The sequence below is a fragment of the Mesorhizobium sp. BHbdii genome, from assembly GCF_053848045.1.
In genome coordinates this window covers 1-423 of record NZ_JBSPKX010000256.1, presented here as the reverse complement: position 1 = coordinate 423, position 423 = coordinate 1, and the positions used below count along the sequence as shown (strand labels likewise).

Genomic DNA, 423 nt, shown 5'->3' with positions numbered 1-423 from the left:
GAGGGGCACAAGGCCGCGGCCGCGCTGCTGGCGGCGCTGGCGGGCTGCGCGGCCCTGTTCAACATCGCCAATCTGGTGCCGGTGTGGAAATTCGACGGCGGCCAGGTGCTGCGCCAGATCTGTCCGGGTCCGGTCGCGCTGGCGCTGGCCTCGTTCTTCCTGCTCTCGGCTTTCCTGGCGGTGGGCTGGGAGGCCGGCTTCTCCTCCGGCTTTCTGCTGGCGACGGGAGCGGTCTTTTCAATCCTCAGCCTGCTGACGATGGGCAGCGGGGTGAAGCCGCGCTACGAACTGAAGCCGATCCGAACCGCCGACCGCTTCGCCATCGCCGGGGCGCTGCTGGCGGTGTTCGTCATCCATGGCTGCGGCGTTCTGTGGGCGTCGGCGCAGTTGCTTTGAGCTGGTTAGGCCCGAAAGGGTCAACCC

The 423-nt window shown here is 68.3% G+C and carries 1 pseudogene; it reads left to right on the top strand.

Annotated features, from left to right (window positions below):
- A pseudogene (locus tag ACWTU8_RS32910) lies at positions 1 to 396 on the top strand (site-2 protease family protein); the annotation flags it as partial.
- Positions 397 to 423: the final 27 nt, after the last annotated feature.